Source organism: Aquimarina sp. AU58, assembly GCF_900312745.1.
Classification (GTDB): Bacteria; Bacteroidota; Bacteroidia; order Flavobacteriales; family Flavobacteriaceae; genus Aquimarina; species Aquimarina spinulae.
Window position 1 is genome coordinate 279,606 of record NZ_OMPD01000009.1, and the last position, 22,822, is coordinate 302,427.

Annotated in this window: 20 protein-coding genes; all 20 read left to right on the forward strand. The window is 33.3% G+C overall.

Annotation, left to right across the window (positions count from 1 at the left end):
* The first annotated feature begins 102 nt into the window (after positions 1-102).
* Entirely contained in the window at positions 103-2,001 is a 1,899-nt protein-coding gene (locus DK441_RS07875; protein ID WP_109098228.1) for a SusD/RagB family nutrient-binding outer membrane lipoprotein, read from the forward strand.
* Positions 2,002-2,284: 283 nt separating this feature from the next.
* Positions 2,285-3,721: a sugar MFS transporter gene (locus tag DK441_RS07880; RefSeq protein WP_109098229.1), complete on the forward strand. Its 1,437-nt coding sequence runs from the start codon at positions 2,285-2,287 to the stop codon at positions 3,719-3,721.
* Between the two features lie 10 nt (positions 3,722-3,731).
* Positions 3,732-4,631, forward strand: a complete 900-nt coding sequence (locus DK441_RS07885; protein WP_109098230.1) for an ROK family protein — start codon at positions 3,732-3,734, stop codon at positions 4,629-4,631.
* Positions 4,632-4,800: 169 nt separating this feature from the next.
* Entirely contained in the window at positions 4,801-6,744 is a 1,944-nt protein-coding gene (nagB, locus tag DK441_RS07890) for a glucosamine-6-phosphate deaminase (protein WP_109098231.1), read from the forward strand.
* Positions 6,745-6,867: 123 nt separating this feature from the next.
* The gene (locus tag DK441_RS07895) at positions 6,868-7,623 is read left to right on the forward strand and encodes an endonuclease/exonuclease/phosphatase family protein (RefSeq protein WP_160111995.1); all 756 of its coding nucleotides are present in this window, start codon (positions 6,868-6,870) and stop codon (positions 7,621-7,623) included.
* A gap of 748 nt (positions 7,624-8,371) precedes the next feature.
* Complete coding sequence (locus DK441_RS07900; RefSeq protein ID WP_109098233.1) at positions 8,372-8,611, forward strand: hypothetical protein; 240 nt, start codon at positions 8,372-8,374, stop codon at positions 8,609-8,611.
* A 577-nt stretch (positions 8,612-9,188) separates the two neighbouring features.
* Positions 9,189-9,344 (forward strand): hypothetical protein, encoded by a 156-nt coding sequence (locus tag DK441_RS26480; RefSeq protein WP_160111996.1) that lies wholly within the window; start codon positions 9,189-9,191, stop codon positions 9,342-9,344.
* Between the two features lie 32 nt (positions 9,345-9,376).
* Entirely contained in the window at positions 9,377-11,353 is a 1,977-nt protein-coding gene (locus DK441_RS07905; RefSeq protein ID WP_109098234.1) for an ATP-binding protein, read from the forward strand.
* A 12-nt stretch (positions 11,354-11,365) separates the two neighbouring features.
* The gene (locus DK441_RS07910; RefSeq protein WP_109098235.1) at positions 11,366-12,034 is read left to right on the forward strand and encodes a response regulator transcription factor; all 669 of its coding nucleotides are present in this window, start codon (positions 11,366-11,368) and stop codon (positions 12,032-12,034) included.
* 480 nt (positions 12,035-12,514) lie between these two features.
* On the forward strand, positions 12,515-13,084 hold the full coding sequence (locus DK441_RS07915; protein WP_109098236.1) for an RNA polymerase sigma factor: 570 nt from the start codon (positions 12,515-12,517) through the stop codon (positions 13,082-13,084).
* A gap of 94 nt (positions 13,085-13,178) precedes the next feature.
* On the forward strand, positions 13,179-13,847 hold the full coding sequence (locus DK441_RS07920) for a TetR/AcrR family transcriptional regulator (protein WP_109098237.1): 669 nt from the start codon (positions 13,179-13,181) through the stop codon (positions 13,845-13,847).
* Positions 13,847-14,176 (forward strand): hypothetical protein, encoded by a 330-nt coding sequence (locus DK441_RS07925; protein WP_109098238.1) that lies wholly within the window; start codon positions 13,847-13,849, stop codon positions 14,174-14,176. Before DK441_RS07920 ends, DK441_RS07925 begins: the two co-directional genes overlap by 1 nt.
* Positions 14,177-14,327: 151 nt before the next feature.
* Positions 14,328-15,923, forward strand: coding sequence for a SulP family inorganic anion transporter (locus DK441_RS07930; protein WP_109098239.1), 1,596 nt, complete (start codon positions 14,328-14,330; stop codon positions 15,921-15,923).
* Between the two features lie 11 nt (positions 15,924-15,934).
* Positions 15,935-16,777 (forward strand): universal stress protein, encoded by an 843-nt coding sequence (locus DK441_RS07935; protein WP_025663082.1) that lies wholly within the window; start codon positions 15,935-15,937, stop codon positions 16,775-16,777.
* Positions 16,778-17,123: 346 nt separating this feature from the next.
* Positions 17,124-18,215, forward strand: a complete 1,092-nt coding sequence (gene cobW / locus DK441_RS07940; protein ID WP_109098240.1) for a cobalamin biosynthesis protein CobW — start codon at positions 17,124-17,126, stop codon at positions 18,213-18,215.
* Positions 18,216-18,260: 45 nt separating this feature from the next.
* Positions 18,261-18,845, forward strand: a complete 585-nt coding sequence (locus DK441_RS07945; protein WP_074407359.1) for a cob(I)yrinic acid a,c-diamide adenosyltransferase — start codon at positions 18,261-18,263, stop codon at positions 18,843-18,845.
* Positions 18,846-18,849: 4 nt separating this feature from the next.
* Positions 18,850-19,542 carry a precorrin-2 C(20)-methyltransferase gene (gene cobI, locus DK441_RS07950; RefSeq protein WP_109098241.1) on the forward strand — a complete coding sequence of 231 codons (693 nt, stop codon included), beginning with the start codon at positions 18,850-18,852 and terminating at the stop codon, positions 19,540-19,542.
* Positions 19,539-20,894: a precorrin-3B C(17)-methyltransferase gene (gene cobJ / locus DK441_RS07955; protein ID WP_109098242.1), complete on the forward strand. Its 1,356-nt coding sequence runs from the start codon at positions 19,539-19,541 to the stop codon at positions 20,892-20,894. Before cobI ends, cobJ begins: the two co-directional genes overlap by 4 nt.
* 5 nt (positions 20,895-20,899) lie before the next feature.
* The gene (gene bluB / locus DK441_RS07960; RefSeq protein WP_109098243.1) at positions 20,900-21,556 is read left to right on the forward strand and encodes a 5,6-dimethylbenzimidazole synthase; all 657 of its coding nucleotides are present in this window, start codon (positions 20,900-20,902) and stop codon (positions 21,554-21,556) included.
* A 65-nt stretch (positions 21,557-21,621) separates the two neighbouring features.
* The gene (cbiE, locus tag DK441_RS07965) at positions 21,622-22,818 is read left to right on the forward strand and encodes a precorrin-6y C5,15-methyltransferase (decarboxylating) subunit CbiE (protein WP_109098244.1); all 1,197 of its coding nucleotides are present in this window, start codon (positions 21,622-21,624) and stop codon (positions 22,816-22,818) included.
* The last annotated feature ends 4 nt before the right edge of the window (positions 22,819-22,822 follow it).

A 22,822-nucleotide genomic window follows, 5' to 3' on the forward strand; every position in this document is an offset into this window, starting at 1 on the left:
ATGGAATTATGAAATGAACCATAACAATAAAGTTATACTACCCAACTGAAATGTTCAATGGTGAATTCCATCTGATAATTAGAAAAAAATAAATTTAAACAGATGAAAAAAATATTAAAAAAAACAGCTTTGCTTTTGAGCTTGTTGATGTTTTCATGTTCTGATTTTGAAGAAATCAATGTAGACCCTATAGCAGCTAATGAAGATCAAGTGCAGATAGAATATTTTATAAATAATTCTATTGGAGGAGCACAACAAGACCCACATATTGCAGAACGAGTTTTTGTATTGTATTGGAAAGATGCAGGACGAATGGATAGAATTGGAACATTATCTGAAGGTTTTCAAAATGATGGATGGACTAGTGACTATTATAACAGATATGTTTCTAAATGGTTAAATGATATTAATTCTGGAATCAAAATAGCAGATGCTCATACCAATTCTGGAATAGACAAAGAATATACTGCTAATTTAAAGCAAGTTGCAAGGATTTGGAGAGCATATGTCATGAGCGAAATGAGTGACAATTTTGGACCTATCCCTATTCAGGGTTTCCAAGGAGAAAATCCAGAATATAATAGTGTGAAAGATGTGTATTATTATCTTTTATCTGAGCTGAAAGAGGCCGCAGCAGAATTAGATGTGTCAATTATTAATCCAAGTGGATTAGAAAAACTAGACCCTGCTTATGGATATGATTATACCAAATGGAAGAAATATGCTAATTCATTAAGAATGCGTTTGGCTATGAGATTATCTGAAGTAGATCCTTCTAAAGCGCAACAGGAGTTTGAAGATGCGGTGAGTGATGTGTATATAGCATCTTTAGCAGATAATTTTGAGGTTCAGGAAGTAGATGGGTGGAATTCTTATACTGGAGTAATGACTAGACAATGGAATAATCAGTATTTATCTCCAACTCTTAACAATATAATGATAGGTTTAGGGGGTATAACATCTCAAGATTTATTACCAGTAGATAAACATACCAATATAAAACCAGCAAATTATATCGGATTAAAATTTGAAGATCATTTTACAACAATGACTAATGATCCTTCTGCGGGTTTTTGGTTTGATGGATTACACAGCAGTATAGACCCAAGAGCGTATGCGATGTATAAAATCCCCGGAGATTTTGATGATCCAGATTTTAATACTTACCCTTCTTGGTCCAATGCCGCAACTACAACTAAGAGAGACTTACTTGATGATACAGACAATGTTGTTGTTGAAATAGACGCTGCATTTACTTGGAATGCTCCAACTACTGGCGACTGGGGAGCTAAAGGTTCAAAAAATGGATTGAGATATGCGGGTACATTACCACGTTTATCCAATAAGTATAGAGATAGTGCTGCCGAACGTATATTTTTTGCTTCATGGGAATCTTATTTCTTAATTGCAGAAGCTGCTATAAGGGGGTGGAACGTCCCAATGAGTGGCCAGGCAGCTTATGAACAAGGGATTAGTGAGAGTTTTACCCATTTAAATGTTTCTTCACATTTAAGTTCATATTTGAGTTCTCAGGATTATAATAGAGTGGGAACCTCTGTAAGTTGGGGGCATATTATAGAGCCACCTACGAATATCTCGATGAACTATATCGATGGTTATACAGGTACTCCAGGATCAGTTAATGTTAACTATCCAGAGAATACAATTTATAAATCTGGTACTGTGAAAAATGATCATTTAACTAAAATTATTACACAAAAGTATATTGCTCAAACACCATGGTTACCCCTAGAAGCCTGGAGTGATCACAGAAGACTAGGCTTGCCATTTTTTGAAAATCCTGCAGTTGAGAATCTATTACCAGATTTACCAGCATTAAATAGTGGTAATTTTATGACTAATAGCGTGAATTTTTATGGACAACGGCTAAAATATCCTTCTGATTTCCCTAATAATGTACCAAATGGATATCAACAAGCTATCAATCATTTGGGAGGAGATGATACTGTACATACTCCCTTATGGTGGGCTAAACAATAATAAAACTATAGTTCTCATAGTGTGATTTTTTTGATAGTAATAATCAACCCTCCTATATAAAGGGAGGGTTTTTAAAGAAATTATTTTTGTTCTACAACTCCATGAACTATTTAAAAGGAATCTGATATAGAAATCATAAATGGTACTATAAAAATAGAAAAATGAATAAGTGAGTTTAAGAAACCTAAATATTTATTTGTCATAAGATTTTGCCAACTAAAACAGCATAGGATTTTATCGAGTTTTTTCATGGCCCATTTTATAAACAACAATTTTCAATAGTATGTCAATATTGTCAGGTTACGAACCCACAAAATCAGAAAAGCAAAACAATTATAATAAACCCTTTTTTGCAATTATCTTTTTGTTTTTTTTATGGGGTTTTATTACGGTTATGAATGATGTGTTAATTCCTCATTTAAAAGCTGTTTTCGAACTTAGTTATTTTCAGGCGGCATTAATACAGTTTGCTTTTTTTGGAGCCTTTTTTATCATTTCTCTTATTTATTTTATTACTTCGGTAAGTATAGGAGATCCCATTTCTAAGATAGGATATAAAAATGGAATTATTATAGGGCTCATATTGTGTGGGATTGGCTGTTGCCTTTTTTACCCTGCAGCTAGTTATCAACGATACCCTATATTTTTAGGAGCCTTGTTTGTTCTTGCTTCTGGGGTAACAATTTTGCAAATTACTGCCAATCCATATGCAGCCATATTAGGAAAACCAGAAACTGCATCAAGTAGACTTAATCTCGCACAAGGATTCAATTCTTTTGGTACTACATTGGCCCCGATTGTAGGTGCAATACTGCTATATAAAGTGTTCTCTGATGGTGAAATTACAGTAGATTCTTTAAAGATGCCATATCTAATATATGGAAGCCTGTTTTTTATATTAGCTATTATCATAAAATTTGTTAGGCTACCCTCTTTTATCAATAACGAAAAAATTGAGAAAGGGTTTGGAGTATTAAAATTCAGGCATGTTGTTTTGGGTATGTTTGCTATCTTCTTTTATGTAGGTGGTGAAGTATCTATTGGGAGTTTTCTGATAAATTTCTTTGGCCTGGAAACCGTTATGGGAATGGAAGAAGCAGAGGCAGGAGTATTTTTATCATACTATTGGGGAGGCGCAATGATTGGAAGGTTTTTGGGATCGGTATCTATGAGTGAAATTACCAGCCAAACGAAAAAATATCTCCTCATGGCTTCATTGTCGATTCTGTTCTTTTTTGTTCTTTATTTTATTACTGCGATAAAGATTGAGGATGGTATATTTTCACTACAATTTTTATCATTTTCTAAAATTTGGTTATTTGTAGTTTTCTTAATTAGTAACTATTTGTTTTTTCTCATAGGGGGTACTAAACCTTCAAAGGTATTAACCTTATTTGCAGGAATAATTATAGTATTATTATTGATCATGATCTTATATAATGGAGAACTAGCCTTTTGGAGCGCTATAGCGATTGGAGCATTTAACTCAATCTTGTGGTCAAATATATTTACACTAGCGATAAAAGATTTAGGAAAATATACAAGTCAAGCATCTTCATTATTAGTAATGATGATAGTCGGAGGAGCACTAATACCTCTATTACAAGGAGTAGTAGCAGATTATATAGGTATTAAACTATCCTTTTTTATACCTCTCGTATGCTATGGGTATTTAATTTTCTATGGTCTGGTTGGATACAAGATAAAACATACACTTTAAAAATATAAAAATGGTTCTAGGAGTAGATATCGGAGGTAGTCATATTTCTGTAGCTATTATAGATGAAAATGTACCAAATCAAGTACAGAACATCTATACAATGAAAATTAGTAATACATCTGATTCAGATCTGATATTAGATAGTTGGATTGGTGTTATAGAAATGGCAATAGATAATTTAGGAAATCAAAAATTAAAAGGAATAGGCATAGCTATGCCAGGCCCTTTTGATTATGAGAAAGGAATTTTTCCTGGCGAAGGAGAAAATAAGTTTCAGAAGCTAAGTAATCTTAATCTTAAAGATCATATTATCAAAAAATTAAATCTAAAACCCGCTGTTTCTGTTCGGTTTTATAATGATGCAGCCTGTTTCGGAATAGGAGAGGCTTGGGTAGGAGAGTTGATTTCTTTTAATAAAACTATTGCAATTACTTTAGGAACAGGTCTGGGAGCTACTTTTTTAGAAAAAGGGATTCCTATATTAGAAGGAAAAGGAGTTCCGTTATACGGAGAGTTGTATCATTTACCATTCGGAAATGATATAGCAGATACTAATTTTTCTACCGTGTGGTTTCAAAAGCGTTATAAAGAAATTACTAATAAAGAAATAAGTGGAGTAAAAGAACTCATTAGATTTGAAAAAGATAATACGGTAACCGTACAAATTTTTAAAGAATTCTCAGAGAATTTAGCAATTTTTCTAGCTCCCTGGCTAAGAGATTTTGAGGCAGAAGCTATAGTAATTGGTGGTAATATTAGTAACGCCTGGACATTTTTTATAGAAAGCTTAATCCAAACACTTAACAAACTAAATATTACCATACCGATTTATAAAAGTACACTTAGAGAGAGTGCAGCTCTAATAGGTGCAGCCAGATTAATAGATAATGATTTTTTTAATGAGTTATAAGGGTAGTAAAGTACCGATGTATAAGGGTAACAGTACATTTTAGAAATATTAAGCAATTTAAAAATTAATACAAATAGATTTCATTACACAAACTATTAGTGATAATAAATTTGAAGAAGAGTAAATACGTTATTTTTATCATGAAATCTAATAACAATTTAAAAGGATTATGATTACTAAAGTTGAATTAAAGGGGGTTAAAGATATTAGTTATAAGGAAGCCGGAATTTATGAAAACACCAAGTTTGAAAAAATTCACAATGTTATATTCAAAAATTCAGATTATGCATCTATAGTAATTGCTCAGGAAATAGCTGCATTAATAAAAGAAAAGCAAGCAAAACAGAACTATTGTGTTTTAGGACTAGCTACAGGTTCATCTCCTATTAAGGTTTACGAAGAATTAGTTCGACTTCATAAAGAAGACAATCTAAGTTTTGCTAATGTTATCGTATTCAATCTGGATGAATACTACCCTATGGAAAGAACAAGTGTGCAAAGCTATCATTACTTTATGCATGAACACTTATTTAATCATATAGATATCTTACCAGAGAATATTCATATACCAGATGGCACGGTGTCACAAAAAGATCTTCATCAATATTGTATAGATTATGAGCTAAAAATAAATGCAGTAGGAGGTTTAGATTTTCAGTTATTAGGAATCGGAAGAACGGGGCATATTGGATTTAATGAACCTGGTTCACATCCAAATTCAGGAACACGAATTATCACATTAAATCACATCACCCGATCTGACGCTGCTGAAGCTTTTTTTGGTATAGAAAATGTCCCCAAAAGAGCCATCACTATGGGAATAGGAACCATAAAGAAAGCCAAGCGAATAGTAATCATGGCTTTTGGGCATAAAAAAGCACCTGTCGTAAGAGAAGCAATAGAAGGAGCTATAAAATCTGATATTCCTGCATCGTACCTACAAGAACATAAAAACACCACCTTTGTACTGGATCAGGAAGCAGTCGGAGAATTAACAAGAATTAAAACTCCCTGGTTAGTAGAATCTTGTATTTGGAATGAAAAAATCAAAAATAAGTCAATCGCCTGGTTAAGTCAGAAAGTACAAAAACCAATACTGAAACTTACCGATAAAGATTATAATGACAACGGAATGTCTGGATTATTGGCAGAAAAAGGGTCAGCTTATGATCTTAATATCGATATGTTTAATAAACTACAATCTACCATTACCGGATGGCCGGGTGGTAAGCCAAATGCAGATGACACTAACCGGCCAGAACGTAATACACCCCATAAAAAAAGAGTTTTGATTCTTAGTCCTCACCCAGATGATGATGTAATATCGATGGGAGGTACTTTTCTTCGCTTGATCGAACAAAAACATGAAGTACATGTAGCGTATCAAACTTCGGGAAACATAGCTGTATCTGACGAAGAAGCCATTAAATATGCAGAGGTTGCTAAAAGTATGTCATTAGAAAATGTAGGAAGTGTAAATATTGATGCTATCATTGCCGAACTTAAAAAGAAAAAGGAGAATGCTATTGATGTTATAGCGATTAGAACCCTTAAAGGGCTTATAAGAAGAGTAGAATCATTAGGAGCGACTCGTTTTTTTGGGTTACCTGATACTCATGTGAGTTTTTTGGATTTACCATTCTATGAAACCGGAACGGTAAAAAAGAAGCCTTATGATAAGAAAGATATAACCATTCTTACCAAGTTAATACGGGATATAAAACCACATCAAATATATGCCGCAGGAGATTTGGCAGACCCTCATGGCACCCATAAAGTCTGTTTGGATATATTGTTTGAAGTAATAGAAAATAGTAAGGAAGAGGAGTTTATGAAAGATTGTTGGGTATGGTTATATCGTGGTGCATGGCAGGAATGGGATATCCATGATATCGAAATGGCTGTTCCTCTAAGTCCCGATGAGGTACTTAAAAAACGAAAAGCAATATTTTTTCATCAATCTCAAAAAGATAATGTAATGTTTCAAGGAGATGATACCAGAGAATTTTGGGTAAGAGCAGAAGAACGTAATAAAGATACCGCAAAGAAATATCATGAATTGGGATTGACAGACTATGCCGGGATCGAAGCTTTTAAAAGGTATTATTTTTAAGTAATAAAACAAAATATATAGATTTTTCATTAATGATAATAAAACCAAAAAATGTCGAAAAATATAAAGCTGATCGCTCTATTCGTATTCATTACTTTGAACCTTAGTGCTCAAAAATCTATAATGTCTTACAACATAAGGTATAACAATCCTAATGATAGCGAAAATTGGTGGGAGAATAGAAAGCTAGACGTAGTGGATATGATAAACTATTACGCTCCCGATATTTTAGGAATTCAGGAAGGGTTAAACGACCAGGTAACATATGTAGATAGCCTGTTAACAAATTACAGTTTTGTTGGTGTTGGTAGAGAAGATGGTAACCAAAAAGGAGAATATGCTGCTTTATTTTTTAATACTAATACTATTGAGTTGATAGCAACTAAAACATTTTGGCTTTCAGAAAAAATAGATACAGTATCTATTGGTTGGGATGCCGCAATGGAGCGAATTGTGACCTACGGTAAATTTAGAGATAAATCTACTAATGATACTATTCATGTTTTTAATTGTCATTATGATCACCTTGGAGAAGTAGCAAGGGAAAATTCTTCTACATTAGTACTCAGTCTAATTAAAAAAATGAAAATAGAAGACGAACGCATTGCAGTAATTGGTGATTTAAACTGTTTGCCAAAAGCAAAACCTATTCAAATATTAAAAACCAGGTTAGAAGATTCATTTGAGATTAGTAAAACTCCTCCGTACGGTCCAATAGGAACTTTTAATGGTTTCAATTCAGAAAAAAAGATAACTTCAAGGATAGATTACATCCTGACCAGAAATATAATAGTGAATAGCTATACCAATGTTGATGATAGAAGAAAGAATAACTTATTGCTTTCAGATCATTTACCGGTCTTCATTAGAATAGAATAAGATACTTTATTAAATTTTAATGATCACCTGGATCGAATTCATATTCAAATACATATATTTGCGCATTAATTTGGAAAATAAGACTAAAATCGTTATTTTTTGTATAACAAAATGAAACAGAATAGTATACATATGGCATTAATATTGCGGCTTAATCAGTGTGATTATCGATGGATTAATGAAGTCTTTCTACAAGAAAGGACGCTATGTGACTATTGTAATTGTTTTTTGAAGTGATATAAATTAGAAAACGATATAATATAGCAAGCGTCCAAGAAATTGGACGCTTTTTTTTATTCAGGTTTTTTTGGTATAAACCAAATTCAAAAGCATAAAACCGATAAAGGGAAATAGTAAAACACACACTTAAATAGTAATATGTTATAAAACAATTTAAAAGAAAAGAAGTAAAATTATAAAGGAATGCGTAAAAGCTAATTAGTACATAAAGAGTAAGTGATTGGAAAGCAAGTATCAGGTAATTAGGTGATTGCCAAAATATCCAAAATCTGTTATAAAACGGACAGGGATTTCTTTGCTTAATTTTAATTGTAAATACTTGATAATCAATAAATTAATATTAAAAAATAGTTGCAGGATCTTAAAAATATCCGTATCTTTGTATCTCAATACAAGCATTATATTATTCGTTCAGTTTTAGAAAAAATAATACGAATTGACTACGTAAAAAGAATACGTATTCATACTGAACATTTATATGCTAATTAATTAACTAAAAAATAAAACAATGAAGTATAATCAAAATTCTAAAAAAGGACAGGAGGACAGAAACCATCTGTTAGCCGATGCATTCGGAAGTGTCCTTGGGATGGGTTTATATACTTCGGTTGTTAATCCTCTTCCAAAAGTGATATCCGAATCATTAGATGGCGAAAGACAGGAAGAAACACTTCAATTTATAAGTAAAAACTTCCATGAAGTAGTAATCAAAGGCAGTTATGTTTCTTGTAAAGTATTCGTTTCGTAAACTTTATAAGAGTAATTATAATTCGTATTAGTGATTGAGTTTGTCTCTCGAGGCAAACTAAACAATAGTAAGAAAAACATCGATTTCCATTCGAGCAATAAACACACCGTATTAGCAAGTGCTAATATGAAAAACCGAGTAGGATAATCGATCAAGTATCTAACCATGTAAGATCGCTAATACATTAATTACATACGCTAGCTGTTACCGACACTACCAACCAGTATTTTCTATAACACTATAGGGTTTTTAGAACTATATATAGTTTTTGGTGCAAAAAGCCTGAAAACCAAGTATATCTAAAAAAACAATATCCACAGCGTGTATACTTAACAAATTGTTAGGGCTACAACCGGATTGTATAGAAAATACAGAAAACTAACCCATCAAAAACATCCAAATTACAGTTTGCTGCTACCCAAAAGGGGAAAGTAGGGTATCGCAACTGTATTGGATCACACTTTCCCAAAAACCAATTGATGATTCCCATAGGTAATGGGTATGTAACAACATACCGATCTGGGGTTGACACCTATGGGCGTACCCTAAACTTTGGAAAACAAAAAATTTAGCAACAATGAGAACTTTAAAATACATACTAATAGCCATACTTTTAGGAGTCAACTTTGCTTCTTGTACGCCAGATGATAGCGTTAAAGAAAACGAAATCCTAAAAACTGAAGTGTTAAGTACTGATGGAGAAAATGAAGTAATTGAAGAAGATGATATTTAATCTTAATCATTATAATTTAGTACTTTTGAGGGATGAAACGATATACAGTTTTATCCTTCTTTTTTTTGTATATATTGATAGGTGTTTTTTTTAATTCCTGTATTCATGAGGTTACCAATGATCCGATTTCCTCACAGGTAATCAAACAGGTCGATTCTTTACATAGCTATTACGATATAGCCTCGAGTAATTCGAATACTGAAGAAAAGAGGTTAGAAGCTATGGACCATTTTTTACATGGAGCCAGGAAGTTGGAAATAGATTCGTTACACCATAAAGGGCTCTCCTTATATGCAAAGTTGCTTAATAAGTATCAAGGCCCTGAAAAAGCGATTGAGCAATCCTATTTGTTATTACAACTTGCTCAACAAAATAAGGATAGTATTTATATAGGAAAAGCATTATATAAGTTAGGTCTTTATAACAAAAAACAGAATAACTACCTGGAAGCTTTTGAGTATTATAACCAATCGTTTAAGGTTCACAGAAATCTTAAGGATAGTATCAATGCAGGAAGGTCTTTGATGGCTATGTCTAATATTCAAATTGCTTTAGGGGATCATAATGCCAGTAAAACGACAGCTACAGATGGTTTAAAATATGTAGAGAATTCTTCTGAATACAAAATAATATCTGGATTGTATCACGGTATATCTATATCTTTTACTGAATTAAAAAACCCTGAAAAAGCTTTACTTTGGAATTCTAAAGTCTTAGAATTACTTAGTGATTCAATTGCTAAAAAGAAGATAGGGATTCATAATTTACCAATTTTTAAAAATACTCGAGCAAATATTTTGGCAGAGCAAAAAAAATACCAGGAAAGTATTGATATTTTACAGTCCTTATTAAAAGACGAGAATGTAATAAAAAAACGAACGCGATATGCGCAAATCTTAAGCAATCTGGGACATATTAAATTCCAAAAAAACTCTTTAAACCCAGAAAGTGAATCTTTATTATTAAAAGCATTACGAATTAGGAAAGAAAAAGGTGTAATATCTGGTTTAGTTGCTAGTAATGTACACCTTACAAAATATTATCGTAATAAGAATTTAACAAAATCACTTCATCATGCTAAAGAAGCTTATCGAAATGCAGTAATTAAGAATAATCAAGAATCGATTTTTGAAGCTTTAGATTTAATCACTGATTTAGATACAGGTTCCATTGAATACCATCAACGCTTTAAAGACGCTAGTCTTAAACTCATGCAGCTTCGAAAAAAGACTCGAGAAATCTATGCACCTACACGATTCGAGAATGAAAACTTACTCAAGGAGAACGCAGAAAAAAACAGAAAAATATCTGAGGTTCGTAACGAAAATACAATCTACCTTCTCGGGATGTTACTATTAATTACCGGTATTGGGTTTATAGTCTATTTTTTTAGACAACAAATGCATCATCTCAACCAGCAAAATAAAATAATACAGTTTGAAGCCAGCTACGAAACCGAAACCCGTATTTCTAAACAATTACATGATGAACTGGGGAATGATATTTTTCAGGTGATGATGCAATATCAAAACGATCCTCATGATCCTCATATTAAAGATAAACTGAATACTACTTACCTCAAAGCACGTGATATCTCGCGCGAAAACAATGAGTTCGAAACTGGTGAGACCTATCCCGAAGAATTAAATAACATGCTACAAAACTATACCCAAAACGGGATTCAGCTAATCGCTATAGGATTTGATAGAATTGATTGGGATGCGATGGATAAAACCGTAAAAATAACGGTATACAGAGTATTGCAGGAATTAATGACCAATATGCAGAAACATAGCCAGGCCAGCCTGGTTAAATTGAGGTTTTCTAATGCTAATGATACCCTCACAATTAACTACTCTGATAATGGTGTAGGGGTAACAAAAGAACATGTTAAATCCAAAAATGGACTCCGGAATACAGAAAACCGTATTCGGGCTATACTAGGAACACTTATCTTTGACTCAGAAAAAGGAAAAGGCTTTACAGCCGAAATACAAATCCCTAATTAAAAAGTCAGCAAGATGTTTTCTAAAGTATTGGTAGCAGAAGACTATGAAATTGCCAACCAAGGCATTATAAAAGTATTAAATGATGAAATTGGAATCCATAATATTGAGGAAGCTAAATATTGTGATGATGCCTATCTCAAATTCCGAAAAGCACATAATGACCAGGAAGTATTTGAGTTATTGATCACAGATCTTTCGTTTAGAGAAGATCATAAGGTGCAAACCAGAACCTCGGGTATCGAACTCATAAAAGATATCAGAAGTATACAACCAGATATTAAAGTGATTGTATACTCACAGGAAAACAGACCAGACAAAATCAAAATGTTGTTCGAAAAACTTAATATCGATGGATATGTTTGTAAAGGTCAGCATGCCATAAAAGAATTAGTAGCATGCGTAGATGGTGTTTATCAAGGTAATATAGTATGGCCACCAGAATTATCCAATAATTCTGCCACAAATACGATGATTCATCTGGATGATTTAGATATGATACTGTTAGAAGAATTATCAAAAGGATTTACCAAAAAAGAAATCCGAATCAAGCTTAAAAAACAAAACATATCTCCAAACGGTGAAAGTGCTATCGATAAAAGAGTAAGTAAACTTTTTGATGACTTTAAAGCTAAGAATAGCACTCATCTGGTAGCTATTGTAAAGGATTTAGGAATATTATGACCTGAGTTTCGATGTAAGCTAAAATATTTAAAAAGCGTCAATTCGAGTGGTTTTTCAGAATGACCCCTCGATGGAGCCTGTATTGAGCAAAGTCGAAAGGTTCGAGGGGACATGGAGGAAAACTGTACTTCGGCAAGCTCAGTAGGACTATAGAGAATAGCTTTTTCCTACATCGAATTCATGCTTATAGTAGCATAAAAGCATTACTCAAGATGAGTTCACTGATAAAGAAAAAGTACTGTACATCTTCAAAAGCAGTATAATATATTTTTTTGCAAAAAAAACAGATCACATTACAGAAATCTGTATTGACATCTGACGTAGTCGATTTATGTTTGTGTCATAAAGGCAAGTGAGCGATAAATGACAATGAGCTTATACCATTTGTTGTTTGAATTTACCTGAAAAGAACATTTTATCCTAGTAAACTCAAACGATAAATGGTATTACCTAAATCCTAAAAGATACAAACTCACAATAATGATGAATAACGATCAAATAATCATAGCCGGAATCATTGATGGGGACGAGAAAATACTAACCTGTTTTTATAAAGAAAATATACGATACATTCAGGGATATATTCTTCGTAATAATGGAAACCCCGAGGATGTAGAAGATGTCTTTCAGGATGCATTAGTTGTGCTATATCAGAAGCTACGATCAGGTCTTTTAGAACTAAGAGTACCGATAAAAACCTATTTCTATGGGATTTGTAAAAACCTGTGGAGGAATCGCTTAAAGAAAAAGAAAAAACTCGTTATCGATGATGGGTGGTATCGTTTTGAAGAAGGAACTAGTGAACCCTTAATAACCGATATTGAAAATCAAGAACGCGAGCATCTTTATAGAAAATACTTTCAAAAACTAAGTACAGAGAATAAGAAACTATTATCTCTTTTTTTTGAAGGAAAATCAATGAAAGAAATTTCGAAAATCATAGGACATTCTGAAGGGTATACCAGAAAAAAGAAATTTGAAGCCAAAAAAAAACTGTTAAACATGATCGAAAAAGATCCAATGTATAATGAGCTAAAGGCGGTATGTTAGCATATATCAGAGGGTTATAAGTATAATACTTTCATAAAAAATAGTTAAACCACCTCGATTTAATAGTAATACTTTCATATCTTTGCTTTCCTAGATGGAAAGTTTATCAATACATATAACAATTAATCCGGAGTTATACACCAAAAATCCTGAATCCTCTGATTTGGGAAAGAAAATAGTACAGACTAGTATCGAGATGATAAATGATTTAGGCTTTGAATCTTTCACATTTAGAAAGCTAGGAGTCGTTATAGGATCTAATGAAAGTTCGATTTATCGTTATTTTGAAAGTAAGCATGCGTTATTGGTATACTTGATCAATTGGTATTGGAGTTGGATTGAGTATAAACTGGTTTTTGCAACGACAAATATTACCTCTGCAAAAGATAAATTGAACATCGCTATCACACTATTTACTCAAGAAGTAAAAGAAGACAACTCTTTTACTTTTATTAATAAAGTACTACTTAATAAAATTATCATTTCAGAATCTGTTAAAGCTTATCATACAAAGGATGTAGACGAAGAAAATAAAAAAGGATTCTATAAAACTTATAAAAGAGTCGTACAAAGAGTAAGCGATATGGTTTTGGAGATAAATCCAAAATTTGAGTTTCCGCATATGCTTATTTCAACAGTAATTGAGGGAGCACACCATCAACGTTATTTTTCTCAACATCTTCCTTCTTTAACCGATGTTGAAGAGGGAAAAAACAATGTAGTGAGATTTTATACTGATTTAGTACAAAAAACTATTGCGTAATGAAGTTATTTTGTCATAACATATTTAGTTTTATAAAGTATGGTTCATTTATCATTGTGCTTGTAAGTATGTTATTACAGTCAATAGTACAGACTATTACACTTTTGGCTAACGATGATATCGAATTAGTTGAAGTAGGTTGGGAAGAGGATTCTGATGAAGAAGAAAAACAAGAAGATGATTGTAAGTATGAAAAAAATGAATTAAAAATTTTAAATTCTTACGATCGTCATTTTATCTATGCTTCAGAACATTCTTGTTATCAGGTACTACAACCTCATTATGATTTTGATCTCGAAATTCCCATCCCACCTCCCGAACAGGTGTAATTATTAAATTAGGATTCTACTTCTTAATCCGAATCCTTATCATATTTCAATTTGGTTCCATTATTATGGGACTTATCATTTACATAATAACTTATTAATTGCTCAATGTTTTTGTACCTAATGGGTATGGCATTTTCAAATCTAAATAGCTATGAATAATTCAAATTTATTTAAAAATTTAAAGGCCGATATTCCGGCCAGTATTGTCGTGTTTTTTGTGGCGCTACCTTTATGTTTAGGTATCGCTTTGGCAAGTGGAGCTCCTCTGTTTTCTGGTTTAATTGCAGGTATCGTAGGAGGTATCGTAGTGGGAGCCATGAGTGGATCCCAAATTGGTGTTAGTGGCCCAGCGGCTGGGCTTGCTGCAATTGTATTAACCGCTATTGGCGCATTGGGAGGGTATCAAAACTTCCTTTTGGCTGTCGTTTTGGGTGGTGTGATACAATTGGCATTTGGTTTTTTGAAAGCAGGAATTATTGGATATTATTTTCCATCATCAGTAATTAAAGGAATGCTTACAGGAATAGGTATTATTATTATACTTAAACAAATACCACATTTCTTTGGATATGATGCAGATCCAGAAGGTGATTTTGCATTCTTTCAGGTAGATGGAGAAAATACGTTTTCAGAAATTTTAAATGCAATTAATGCTATTAGTCCTGGAGCTACTTTAATAGCCGTTATCGGTCTTGGAGTTCTTGTTTTATGGAGTAAAGTACTCTCTAAAAAAGGAAGAATATTTCAACTTATTCAAGGGCCTTTGGTGGCAGTTGCTGCCGGTATTATATACTTTATAGTTACAGCAGGAAATAGTACCTGGGGGATATCTTCAGAACATCTGGTAAGTGTACCTGTACCAGAGGATGCATCTTCGTTCTTAGCGCAATTTAGTTTTCCGAATTTTGGCGCCATTACCAACCCACAAATATGGGTAACTGCATTTACTATTGCTTTGGTAGCTAGTCTAGAAACTTTATTGTGTGTAGAGGCTACCGATAAGCTGGATCCTCGCAAACGGGTAACACCAACCAATCGAGAACTACTAGCTCAGGGAACAGGAAATATTATTTCTGGACTCATCGGAGGATTACCTGTTACCCAGGTAATTGTTCGTAGTTCGGCAAATATCCAATCAGGAGGTAAGTCCAAAATGGCAGCAATCTTACATGGGTTTTTGTTGTTAATTTCTATAATTTTAATACCAAAACTTTTAAATAAGATTCCATTATCGGTATTAGCTGCAATTCTTTTTATTGTTGGGTATAAGCTTGCAAAGCCAGGATTATTTAAAACCATGTATCGATTAGGTTGGAAACAATTTGTTCCGTTTATAGTTACAGTTACAGGTATTGTATTTACAGATCTTTTGGTAGGGATAGGACTAGGCTTATTAGTAGGTGTTGTAGTTATTTTGATAAAGAGTTTTCAAAATTCACATTTCTTGCATATCGAAGATAAGAGTAACGGAAAACATAAAATAAAGATGACATTAGCAGAAGAAGTAACATTTTTTAATAAAGGTGCTATTCTTAAAGAATTAGACAGTCTTCCCAGAGATACCTATCTAGAACTTGACGTTCGAAAAACAAGATATTTAGACAATGATATTATCGAAATTCTAGAAGACTTTTCTGAAAAAGCAAGAAATAGGAATATCGACATTCAACTTATTTCAGAAAGAGGTACTATAGAAAATCCAGACAGTTTTATTAAATTTTTCAGATTACGCCCTAAAAGCGCTTAAAATAAGAACTTATGAAAAAACGTATATTAAAAACAAAATACAGATTATTAGTATTAATTGATCAAACCAAATCTTCATACACGGCTTTACGAAATGCCGTGAATTTGGCAAAGGTTATAGATGCAGGAATAGAGGTTTTTTATGTAAAATCACCTATGCAGGTTGTTCAGTATGATAATCAAATAGCAGCATTGCGAACATTAGACGAAGAAAGAATTGCTTCAAAAAAGGCAATGCAAAAATTGGTCGATACTGTATCAGACAACGAAAATATTCCTATTATTTACAGTTTTGCTTTCGGGAATGTTATTGCCGAAGTACAAAGTCATATTGCTAAAACAAATCCGGATATCGTTGTTATTGGTAAACGAAAACCTAAACGAGTGAACTTTTTGAGAGGTGGATTAACTTCTTATTTATTGAAGAATTATAAAGGAGGAATTCTTATTTCTGGAAATGATAAGCATCTTATTTCTGGCCATAATGTATCTCTTGGTTTTCTTGATGATACCTCTATCCATAATGAAGTCGGGATTGTGCAGGATTTAAAAAAGTGTACTGATATACCTTTTAAATTGTTTAAAATTAAGAAAACAGGATCTCAAATTAAAACACCAACGGCATTTTCACAACCTGAAGAGCAATCTATTGTAGAAAATACAGTAATCTTTGAGTTTGAAGAAGGAATGGATACCAGTAGTGGTCTCTCAAAATATATTGAAAAAAATAAATTAGGATTGCTTTGTGTAAAAAGAGAAGCCAAACAAACACTAAGTAAATCAATTGGTTTTGATACTAAAATTCAACAAACCATAAATAAAACAAATGTGCCAGTTCTTATACTGGATAACTAAAAATGCTGATGATGAGAGGAAATACTAAATAGAGGTAACACCCCCTATGCCAGATTTGGATCCGGATATTACCAGAGTAAGAATAACCGATCATCAAAATATTAAAAGTAAGCTGTCTGAAAAGTGATTTTTAGACAGCTTTTTTTATTTATAGATTGTCAATAGAAATGAATGTATGTTTAAAGATTAATAATGAGGCAAAATCGCAATAAAACGATCTAATATATTTCTATTAGTAGATCATTATAAAAACATGTGCACAATCTAATATAAACATATCATAATTTGTTTTTTCCTTTAAGCAATAATAGATAGTTTTGCTTAGAATCATTTTTGATAAGAACATATGGCTTTAAACACACAAAAAATACCTGTAACGATTATTACAGGGTTTCTGGGATCTGGAAAAACGACTTTGATACATCAAATTGCTAAAAATGCAAATGGTAGACGATTAGCAATAATTGTTAACGAATTTGGAGAATTAGGAATGGATGGAGAAATTCTAAAAGGTAACGACTGTGGGTGTGAAGAAGAAAATATATTAGAATTGAGTAATGGATGCCTTTGTTGTACAGTACAGGAAGAGTTTTTGCCCACCATGCTTCAATTGATGGAGCGTAAACAGGATATTGATCATATTATTATCGAAACTTCGGGATTAGCATTGCCTAAACCATTATTAAAAGCGTTTAATTGGCCTGATTTGAAACCACAAATCACTGTAGATGCTGTAATTACTGTTGTCGATTGTGTAGGACAGGCCACAGGCGAAATATGCGACCGTGATAAGGTACAATCTCAGCGATTAGACGATGAAAACCTGGATCACGAATCTTCTATCGAAGAGTTATTCGAAGATCAGCTTTCTTGTGCAGATTTGATTATAATGACCAAATCAGATTTAATCAATACAGAAGAATATAATCAAGTGAGAGATATTATCCAGAATCGTGTTGGCGACAACATCAAGTTGATTTCTGCAGTAAAAGGTAATATTCCTGCCGATGTACTATTAGGAATTGATGCTAAAGCCGAAGATCATGTAGATGACAAACATTCTCATCATGAAGAACACCACCACCATGATCATGATGAACATGGTCATCACCATCACGACCACGATCATGATGATTCAATCAATTCTATTGTAATAGAAATTAAAGCACCTCATACCCCAGATACGCTAATCAAAAATTTAAAATCATTAGTAGCAGAACACCATATCTACAGGATTAAAGGAATTATCCATGTGCCTGGTAAACCAATGCGTATGATTGTTCAGGGAGTGGCAGATCGGTTTGAAAACTATTTTGATAGAAAGTGGATTGAAGGAGAAATCAAGGCCACTCGATTAGTAATTATTGGTGAAGAACTCGAAGAGCAAAAGATTCAGGAAATATTAGAAGAAAAATTACTGGTAGGAGAAAGAGTATAACCATTCATTGACATAATTTCAGTATTAATTTAAAATTTTAATCCCTTGAAAATATACACACGTAAAGGAGATACAGGTAAGACTGGAGTCTTTGGAGGAAAAAGAGAATTTAAAGATTCAGCACGGATAGAATGTAATGGAGCTTTGGACGAGGCGAATTCTACTATTGGATTGCTACGTGCAAAATTAGGTAATGACCACGAGTGGCAGCCAAATCTTCATAAAATTCAAAAAGATCTTATGGATATGATGTCACACCTTGCAAGACCATCAGATTCTAAAAAAGAAAACCCTAATCCCAAACCTAAAGACGGAGCAGATTTTTGTGAACAATGGATGGATGAGATGGAAGCCAATATTAGCTCTCCGTCTGACTATTTTTTACTACCAGGTGGAAATGAAATTTCAGCACTATGTCATGTGTGTAGAACACAAATAAGAAGAGGTGAACGCAGATTGGTTACCTTAATGCATGAAGATCCCGAATCTGTAGAAGAATACGTGGTTGCCTATATTAATAGACTATCAGATTTATTTTTCACCATGGCCAGAGCAGAAATGGATAAAGCCGGAGTAGCAGAAGAAAAATGGCAATTGTTTTTGTATAAAAGAAAAAAGAAAAGAACATAACGGTTTGCATACAATTTATGGAATAGCTTTAGGGCCCGGAGACCCAGAACTTCTTACACTTAAAGCGTTACGAATACTAAAAGAAGTCGATCTTATCTTTTATCCGGGATCTATTACCAAAGATCAAAAAAAGAGCTTTGTATATCCAATATTACAATATCATGGATTAGAGCATAAAGAGCTAAAAGGATTTTTCCTAAATATGTCATACGATCGCCAAGAGGCTTCAAAAACGTATGCAGCAACGGTAAAAGACATAGAAAAAGCTTATCAGGCAGGAAAAAAAATAGCAATTGTATGCGAAGGAGATATTAGTTTATATGCTTCTTTTTCGTATATATTAATAGGGCTTCAAGAATTGCAATTACCAGTATCTTTGGTGCCGGGAATCAATTCTTTTTCGCTGGGAGCATCGCAACATCAAATACCATTAAGTTTACTTAATGATAAAATTGCAATCGTTCCAAGAGTAAAAAATATCGCAGAAATCTCTAAATACTTTTTAGAATTTGATACCGTGATATTAATGAAAATACGCTCTGGTTGGAATGATTTTCACTCAGAATTAGTACAGAAAGATTGGAAATGTTATTATTGTGAACGTTTAGGAACCAATCAAGAATATATAACAACAGATTTAACCACTCTGACCAATAGAGAAATTCCATATTTCTCTTTATTAATTATCAAACAATGATCAAAGTTGTAGGACTAGGTCCCGGGCATTCAGATTATATCATTCCGATGGCTACACAAGCAATTTCAGAAGCTTCTGTAATCATAGGATATCACTATTATTTTCAATTTATTCAACATCTAGTGCGTCCTGATGCTTTATGTATTGGTAAAGAATTAAGTGAAGAAGAAAAAAGAGCAGAAATCGCAATACAACATGCTTTAGAAGGAGAACAGGTTGTCGTTATTGGTTCTGGTGATGCCAGTATATATGCAATGGCATCTATAGTATATCAAAAAGTTGCAGAGCAAAAATTAGATATTCCTGTAGAGACTGTACCAGGCATTTCTGCCTTTATCACAGCAGGAAGTAAATTAGGAGCTATCTTAGGTCATGATTTTTGTTGTATTTCCTTATCTGATTTGATGACTCCCTGGACCACAATAGAGAAGCGCATCCATGCTGCGGCAATGGGAGATTTTGTAACAGGGCTGTATAATCCTAAAAGTAAAAAACGGTATTGGCAATTGGGAGCGTTAAAAACTATTTACCTTAAATATAGACCCAAAACTACACCTGTAGCGATATGCAAACAATTAGGAAGAACAGAAGAAGAGATTAAAATCACCACTTTGGCAGAGTTAGATGTCGATGAGGTAGATATGTTTTGTGTGGTATTGATAGGAAATAGTCAGACTTTTAGATATAAAGATTATCTAGTCACACCAAGAGGATATTTAAACAGAAAACCAGAGACTGGTGTAGAAATACAACAAGCCAGCTTTAAAGAAATATTAGATAATATCCCATCAAATACATTAGCAAACGATACTTTATGGGCAGCAATACGATGTATACATACCTCTGGTGATTTTGAATATATAAACTATCTGGAGACTTCTAAGCATGCGATTGCTACCTGGCATGATTATCTTAAAAATGGAGGTACAATCGTTACCGATGTAACTATGGTGGCTGCAGGTATTACAAAAGCATATACTGCCAAATATGGTAACCAAGTAGTTTGTTTATTAAACGATAAGGAATCTCTTCAACTTGCAGAAAAAGAAGGGTTAACACGAACACAGGCGGGAATAAAACTCGCTGCAAAAAAATACCCCAACGCACTATTTGTTATCGGAAATGCACCTACTGCATTAATTGAGATTGCAGATCAGATTCAAGAAGGAATATTATCTCCTACAGGAGTTATTGGAGCGCCAGTAGGATTTATCAATGTAATAGAATCCAAAGAACGACTAAAAACAATATCCCATATTCCGTATGCATTGATTACCGAAAAGCGAGGAGGTAGTAATTTTGCAGCGGCTATTGTTAATGCAGCATTTACGCTAGAAGAAGCCAAATTATAGAATATATGAAAGAGCATCCACAACGTATATTTAACGATAAAGAACAAGCATTGCTCGAAGAGGTAATGGCGCATCGCAGGGATGTCCGAGGAAATCGATTTTTAAATACTCCTATATCTCAAGAGTCAATTGATAGGATCATAGAAGCTGCATTGGCAGCTCCTTCGGTAGGGTTTTCGCAGCCCTGGGAATTTGTATTGATCCAGGATCAAAAAACGAAGCAAGCTGTAAAAGAAACTTTTTCTGAAGAAACGGCACGTGCCGCAATTCAATTTACAGACGAAAAGCAAAAAGAATATATCAAGCTTAAACTAGAAGGGATTCTAGAATCCCCTCTAAATATGGCCGTATTTTATAAACCTGCAGAAGGCCCTGTTTTGGGACAAACAAGTATGCCTAATATGGGTAAATACAGTGTGGTTTGTGCGATACAAAATATGTGGCTCATGGCACGATCCTTAAATATAGGTATGGGATGGGTGAGTATTTTGGATCCAGAAAAAGTAAAACAAGTACTTGGTGCTCCAGAACAAAACCAATTAATAGGGTATTTATGCTTTGGGTATACCGACATGTTTTATAACCAACCCGAGTTAGAATTAAAAAAATGGGATCGTAAAAAACTTCAAAAAGAAGTCGTTATTCAGGAAAAATATACCTAAAAAGAGAATCAATCTTTTATGGCATTTGGTAATGCTATCAGAATATATACAATATCAATAATACTATGACTTTCCATATTATAGGTATCGGAAATAAAACCCCGGATTTCACAACAGAACAACAACAAAATATTCTGGATACCCTATTTTTTAGTGGAGGAAAACGTCATTACGAATTGGTTAAAGACTACCTTCCAGAAAATCATGAATGGATAACTATTCAATCTCCGATGTCTCAAGTATTCGAGGCATATGAAAAAGCAACAGTACCAATTATTGTTTTTGCTTCTGGCAATCCACTGTTTTATGGATTTTCGAATACATTAAAAAATAAATATCCCGATGCAGAAATTATAACAACACCCTATTTTGGTTCAATTCAATTATTGGCTAATGCTATGAATTTGAACAGTAATCACTTACAAACCATAAGTGTGCACGGAAGAAGCTGGAAAGCATTAGATGCTATCTTAATCCAACAAAATGAAAGTATCGGGGTACTTACAGATGCAGAAAAAACCCCAGCTATCATTGCAAAAAGACTTTTGGAGTATGGATATGATAATTATGTCATGCTTGTAGGAGAGGATATAGAAGGAGAACAGGAAAAGTTTCAGGAACTAGCTTTGCAAAAAGCTTCAACAATGAAGTTTTACTCACTGAATTGTGTGATATTAAAAAAAACAGCGCATCGCCAAATTGATTTTGGGATAAAGGATGCTGATTTTAAAGGTTTGCCAGGAAGACCTAAGATGATTACCAAAATGCCTGTTCGATTAACGACGCTACATTACTTAAATGTTCTTAATGTTGATACATTATGGGATATTGGCTTTTGCACTGGATCTGTTAGTGTCGAGGCTAAATTAAAAAATGGGGATTTAGATATCATTGCTTTTGAAAAGAGGCCAGAGTGTAAAGCCATTTTAGCGGAAAACCAAAAACGCTTTGGAGTTCCTGGGATTCAAATTGTAATGGGAGATTTTTTTGAGCAGGATCTTACTCAATTTGCAAAGCCTGAAGCAATTTTTATTGGGGGTCATGGAGGTAGATTAGAAGAACTTTTTCTAAAGATAACTCCGGTTTTAAAACTTGAAACCTGTATAGTAATTAATGCTGTAAAAGAAAGTTCGGTACAAGCTTTTAAAGCAGGTTGCGATAAAATAGGGTATACTATCATAGAAGAATCCGTATTATCACTTGATGAATACAATACAATTACGTTACTTAAGGCAATAAAATTAAGGTCTAAAACCAAATAGGAAT